Below are 5,290 nucleotides of genomic sequence, written 5' to 3'. Positions count from 1 at the left end.
ATCATGCGGGCCGCACAGCCTCAACCTGATTAATGGGTCCTGAGCCTAGGAGGGGCGCAGGCCGCTAATGTATTGCACACGATCTCCTCCTTTATGGCGTGAGGCCGCCGACTACCCGTTTTGCAGATGTCCGACGCGGTCATCCTGCGATCCTTCAATCCGTGGTTGACTGCTTCCTAACCGAGCACCGGTCTCGTCGTCGAAGAAATGCACTGCCTCGGGCAGGACCGACAACCCGACCGCTTCTCCCGCGGACAAGCAGACCTTGCGATCCGACAGGACAGCTATCGAACGGTCCATGAAGCTGAAGTGGTAAAGGCGGCTGCCGCCCAGTTCCTCGTAAAAGTCGAAGCGTGCGGGAAGGACTCCTTTTTCTACCGCACCAATCCGAATATGTTCCGGCCTCAATCCGATCTCTACGATCCGCCCTGCCTTGCAGGGTGCGGACGCAGTCGCGAGAACGGGAGACGGCTTCGGGCCAAGGATCTCAACCTCTCGAGGCGACCTGATGCACCCTGAGACAAAGTTCATTGGGGGCGCGCCGATAAAGCCAGCGACGTAGATGCTGGCGGGCCGCTCGTAGATGTCCTCGGGTGTGCCGACCTGCTCAATCCTGCCGCGGTTCATCACGACCAGACGGTCGGCCATGGTCATACCCTCAACCTGGTCGTGCGTCACGAAGACGGAGGTCGCGCCAATGCGGGAGTGAATACGGCGAATCTCATGGCGCATCTGCACGCGCAGCTTGGCGTCGAGGTTCGACAGCGGTTCGTCGAACAGGAAAACCTCAGGTTCTCGGATCACCGCCCGGGCCATCGCCACTCTCTGACGTTGGCCACCTGAGAGCTGGGCCGGCTTGCGGTCAAGATGCTCTGTCAGTTCGACCATAGCAGCGACGGCGGCGGCGCGACGCCGACGTTCCGTCCGTCTCACTCCATCGACGCGAAGGCCGTAGGCAATGTTCTCGGCGACGGTCATGTGTGGGTAGAGGGCGTAGTTCTGGAATACCATCGCACACCCTCGCTCGCGGGGTTCTAGTCCCTCGACACGCCGACCGCCTATCTCGATCTGACCTTCGGTGACCGATTCCAGCCCGGCAATTAAGCGAAGGAGGGTGGACTTGCCGCACCCCGAGGGGCCGAGGATGACGATGAACTCCTTGTCATCGATGCTTAGATCCAGCCCAGACAGAATCTCGGTTCCGCCGAACGCCTTGCGGATGTGCCGGAGAGAGATGTCGGCCATTTCGTGTTCCTAATTCGGTGTCTGGGTCGCCCCGGACAAAAAAGACGCGGCGGCGCCGAGGCGCCACCGCCGAGAGCTTCCCGCGGGAAGGCTCAGTTCGTCGCCATCATGCTGCGCATGGTCTCGGCGAAAGCGGTGAGCGCCTCCTCGGCCGTTTCTTCCTCCAGCACGATTGATTGCCAGACCGCAGGCTCTTCGGAGCGGATCGCGGGCATCGCCGGGGGACGAGCGCGGGCGAAAGCGACTTCGAGCTGCTCGTTCGCGGTCAGGTATTGCGGGTTCGCCTCGATCAGATCCTGTGCGCGCTCAGTTTCGAGAGCGCCCTTGATGATCGGCAGGTATCCGGTCTGCGCAAAGATGAATGCGTTGTTTTCGGGTGTGGTGACGAACTCAATGAATTCCCAGGCAGCGTCTTGGACATCCTGTGGGGCATTCGCTACAATCCCGAGGGTGGCGCCGCCGATGGGTGCGGCACACTGCGTGTCGCAGGGAAGTGGAGCGACACCGAGATCGAAATCCGCCTGCTCCAGCCGGCCGGTGAGGCTGCCGGTCGAAGTAAAGTCGATCGCCGCTCGACCGCTCAGGAAATACTGATCGGCCACATCCTCGTCGATGGCAGCGTCAAGTGAGGCCACTTCATCCACGTTCACCCAGTCGGCGGCGGTCTGATACGCTCTGATCGATTCGGGCATGTCAATTTGAATGGAGTTGTCGGTCGGATCGACCCACCCGCCACCGGCTTGGTTCGTCATTGCCCAACGAACCCATTGCGGCGGCGTGTTGAGCCCCCATTGACGAACGTCGCCGTCTTCGCGCAGGGTGAGCGTTTTCGCGGCGGCGAGCAGCTCGTCCCACGTTTCGGGCGGGTTCTCGGGGTCGAGCCCAGCTTCGCGGAAGGCGTCCTTGTTGAAGTACATCACCGGAGTGGAGACGTTGAAGGGGAGCACATAACTCTCACCGAGATACTTTGACGCCTCAAGCGCGAAGGGCCGGATGCGGTCGGTGAACTCCTCACCCGACGCATCAATGTATGGCTCGAGTGAGGCCAGCGCATCGCGCTCCGCAAACAGGCCATAGCGTGTGACCTCAAGCATGACGAGGCCGGGCGCGGTATTTCCGGCGATGGCGGCCTGAAGGCGCTGTGTGCCCTCGGTGTAGTTGCCAGTATAGACGGGCCGGATTTCGATGTCGTCTTGCGATTCGTTGAACCGGGCGGCGAGTTCATCGACTGCTTCGCCGTTGTTGCCCGAGAAGGCGTGCCAGAATTCGACTTCCGTCTGCGCGTGGGCGCCTGAGGCCAGCGTGAAGGCCATAACGCTTGTCAGAAGGCGCATGTCTCGTTTCCCTTCTTTTGGAAGATGACTTCGTTCAGTGGCCCCTTTCGACCCGACGAATGTGACATGCAAAATTCACTTTTGCTAAACATTGGTGTCACATGAGGCGACCACACTTTCCTAATGAAATTTGTGAAGCCCTACCTCTTCGTTGCGCCCGTCCTGATCGTCTTCGGCGCGTTCATCTACTGGCCCATCCTCTACTCGGTCTGGCTGAGCCTGCATCGTTGGGACTTTCTCATGCCGCAGCCCGACTTCATCGGGCTGGACAACTACCGAGTGATGCTCACGGACGCGCAGTTTCAAGGGGCACTGTGGAACACTCTGTTGTTCTCACTGGCCTCGATTCCACCGAAGCTGGCGCTGGCCCTGTTCATCGCCGTGCAGATCGCATCGCCAACGCGAGCCAACCGCCTGTTCCGGTCGATCTATTTCATGCCGACGGTAATGTCGGCCGTCGCAATCGGCGTCATCTTCGATTGGATTATGAGTACCGAGGTTGGTATCCTCAACCGGATGCTCGAGGCGGTGGGGATCGACCCGGTGCGCTGGCTCAGCGACCCCGATCTCGCGCTCTATTCCCTTGCTCTCGTCGAGGTCTGGAAAGGCTTCGGCTACGACGTGGTGATTTACGCCGCCGGGCTGCAAGCTATTCCAATCGCGCTCTACGAGGCGTCGCGGATGGACGGCGCGTCGCCGCGGCGGCAGTTCTGGGACGTCACATTCCCGCTGATAATGCCGACGACATTCTTTCTGCTGATCCTGGCACTGATCAATGGGTTTCAAGTGTATACGTTCGTGGATGTGATGACCCAGGGCGGCCCGGCCCGCTCGACGGACGTGATCCTCTACTACCTTGTCAGGGTGGGGTTCGAGGCCGCCAATACCGGCCTCGGCTCGGCCGTAGCAGTCTTCCTCTTCGCGCTACTCATCGGCATCACGCTGCTGAACTTTCTCACCATCGGCCGGAAGGTGCATTATGGCTATGACTGAGAGTACTGCGCCGAGTGCGGCTACACTTCAGCTACCCAAGATCGGCAATCCGCTGCGGATGGGCTTTCTATGCCTGATGGCTGCCGTCATACTGATTCCACTCGGTCTCATCATTCTGATTTCACTCCAAGAACAGGCAGGAATGCTGTCGCCAGATGCAAATTTTCGGCCCGAGACCATCCAGGCTTATATCGAAGCATGGATGAACGTGCCGTTCCCGCGCTACTTCCTGAACTCGCTGCTCGTGGCGGGTCTGACGTGCCTCGGTAGCACGTTTACAGCGGTGCTGGCAGCCTATGCTTTCGCCCGCCTGGAGTTCCCCGGGCGGGAGCCGCTCTTCTACGTTGTGCTTGGCACGCTGATGATCCCCGATCACATCACGCTTATTCCGAACTACCTCACGTTCGCCCGTTTCAGAGCGCTAGACAGCTATGCTGCGTTGATCCTGCCGTTTCTCGCGTGGGGGTTCTCTGTATTCTTCTTGCGTCAGTATATGCTGGGCATTCCCCGAAGCCTTGATGAGGCCGCGCGCATGGACGGGGCTGGACATCCCTTCATCCTGCGCACCATCATCGTGCCGCTAAGTTGGCCCGCAATCAGTGTCGTCGCGCTCTTTTCGTTCATGAAGGAGTGGAACAACTTCATCTGGCCGCTGCTGGCCACGACCTCACAGGAAATGCGCACCGTGCAGATCGGCCTGCGATACCTGTTCCGCCAACAGGGCGAGGGGGCCGGCGTGGACTGGCCACTGGTAATGGCCGGCTCGGTCATAGTGCTCGCGCCCCTGCTTCTGGCTTATATTTTCGCCGAGCGGCACCTGATCCGCGGCATAACCCTGGGAAGCTTCCGTTGACAGAGATTGCCTCGCATCGCGGCGGTGCCGCCCTCTGGCCCGAAAACTCCGAGCGGGCCTTCCGCGAAACCCTCGCGCTAGGTGTCGAGCAGATCGAGTTCGATGTGCGGCTCTCGGCCGATGGCGTGCCAGTAATCTTCCATGATGCCACGTTGGACCGGGTCACCAACGGAACCGGACCGGTTTCGGCGTTGAACGTGGGCGACTTGAAGCGCTTGGAGATCACGGGTGGCGGCGGCAAGATCATGACGCTGGAGGAAGGTGCGCGCATTTTGGCAGAGAGCGATATCGTTCTGCGCTGCGAGATCAAGCCAGACGGCGAGATGCGCCCCTATCCGGGGCTGGTTGACCTCACGTTCGCGACGCTTGCGGCGCTCAGGCTGATTGACCGCACAATTGTAACGAGCTTTCATCTGGAAATCTTGGGGGACGTTCGCTCCCGATCTGCGCCGCTTGCCGACATCATGTGGCTCGTGGCGAGTCCGCTGGCCCGACTGATCGGTCCCGCCCGCTTGACCGCGCTCTGCCGTCACGAGCAAATCGGCTCGCTTTCGCTCCACCATGCCGATCTTGACGACTTAACTCTGACGGAGTTCAGGAGCGCCGGGCTCTCGGTCGGCGCGTTCGGCGTCTATGATGACGAAGCAATCTCCAGCGCCTTTCGGCGCGCTCTAAGCGTGTTCACTACCGACCGTCCCGACGCGGCGTTGAGATTGCGACCGGCCAGCGAAACGTCGGTGTAGCTGTCCGCAAACACGGTAGGCTCAGGACCCATTAATCAGGTTGAGGCTGTGCGGCCCGCATGATTCGCGGCCCTCGAACAAGAGGGGGCGATATGAGTGATCTGTATTGGCTGAGCGAAGCT

At 60.4% G+C, this 5,290-nt stretch carries 5 protein-coding genes; 3 read left to right on the top strand and 2 right to left on the bottom strand.

Annotated elements, in window-relative coordinates; all coding sequences use genetic code 11:
* Positions 1-111: 111 nt before the first annotated feature.
* On the bottom strand, positions 112-1,245 hold the full coding sequence (locus ACFDS3_RS18760; RefSeq protein ID WP_375263867.1) for an ABC transporter ATP-binding protein: 1,134 nt from the start codon (positions 1,243-1,245) through the stop codon (positions 112-114).
* A gap of 92 nt (positions 1,246-1,337) precedes the next feature.
* The gene (locus tag ACFDS3_RS18755) at positions 1,338-2,558 is read right to left on the bottom strand and encodes an ABC transporter substrate-binding protein (RefSeq protein ID WP_375263866.1); all 1,221 of its coding nucleotides are present in this window, start codon (positions 2,556-2,558) and stop codon (positions 1,338-1,340) included.
* A 153-nt stretch (positions 2,559-2,711) separates the two neighbouring features.
* Here ACFDS3_RS18755 and ACFDS3_RS18750 point away from each other — a divergent pair, with 153 nt between their 5' ends.
* The 3 genes from ACFDS3_RS18750 to ACFDS3_RS18740 are packed head-to-tail and all read left to right on the top strand — an operon-like array spanning position 2,712 to position 5,168.
* Positions 2,712-3,572: a carbohydrate ABC transporter permease gene (locus ACFDS3_RS18750; protein ID WP_375263865.1), complete on the top strand. Its 861-nt coding sequence runs from the start codon at positions 2,712-2,714 to the stop codon at positions 3,570-3,572.
* The gene (locus ACFDS3_RS18745) at positions 3,565-4,425 is read left to right on the top strand and encodes a carbohydrate ABC transporter permease (RefSeq protein WP_375263864.1); all 861 of its coding nucleotides are present in this window, start codon (positions 3,565-3,567) and stop codon (positions 4,423-4,425) included. Before ACFDS3_RS18750 ends, ACFDS3_RS18745 begins: the two co-directional genes overlap by 8 nt.
* Complete coding sequence (locus ACFDS3_RS18740) at positions 4,422-5,168, top strand: glycerophosphodiester phosphodiesterase family protein (protein ID WP_375263863.1); 747 nt, start codon at positions 4,422-4,424, stop codon at positions 5,166-5,168. The genes ACFDS3_RS18745 and ACFDS3_RS18740 overlap by 4 nt, the downstream gene beginning before the upstream one ends.
* Positions 5,169-5,290: the final 122 nt, after the last annotated feature.

The sequence above is a fragment of the Palleronia sp. genome, assembly GCF_042089775.1.
Lineage (GTDB): Bacteria > Pseudomonadota > Alphaproteobacteria > Rhodobacterales > Rhodobacteraceae > Palleronia.
The sequence above is the reverse complement of the archived record's forward strand: the minus strand, read 5'-3'. Positions and strand labels throughout refer to the sequence as shown.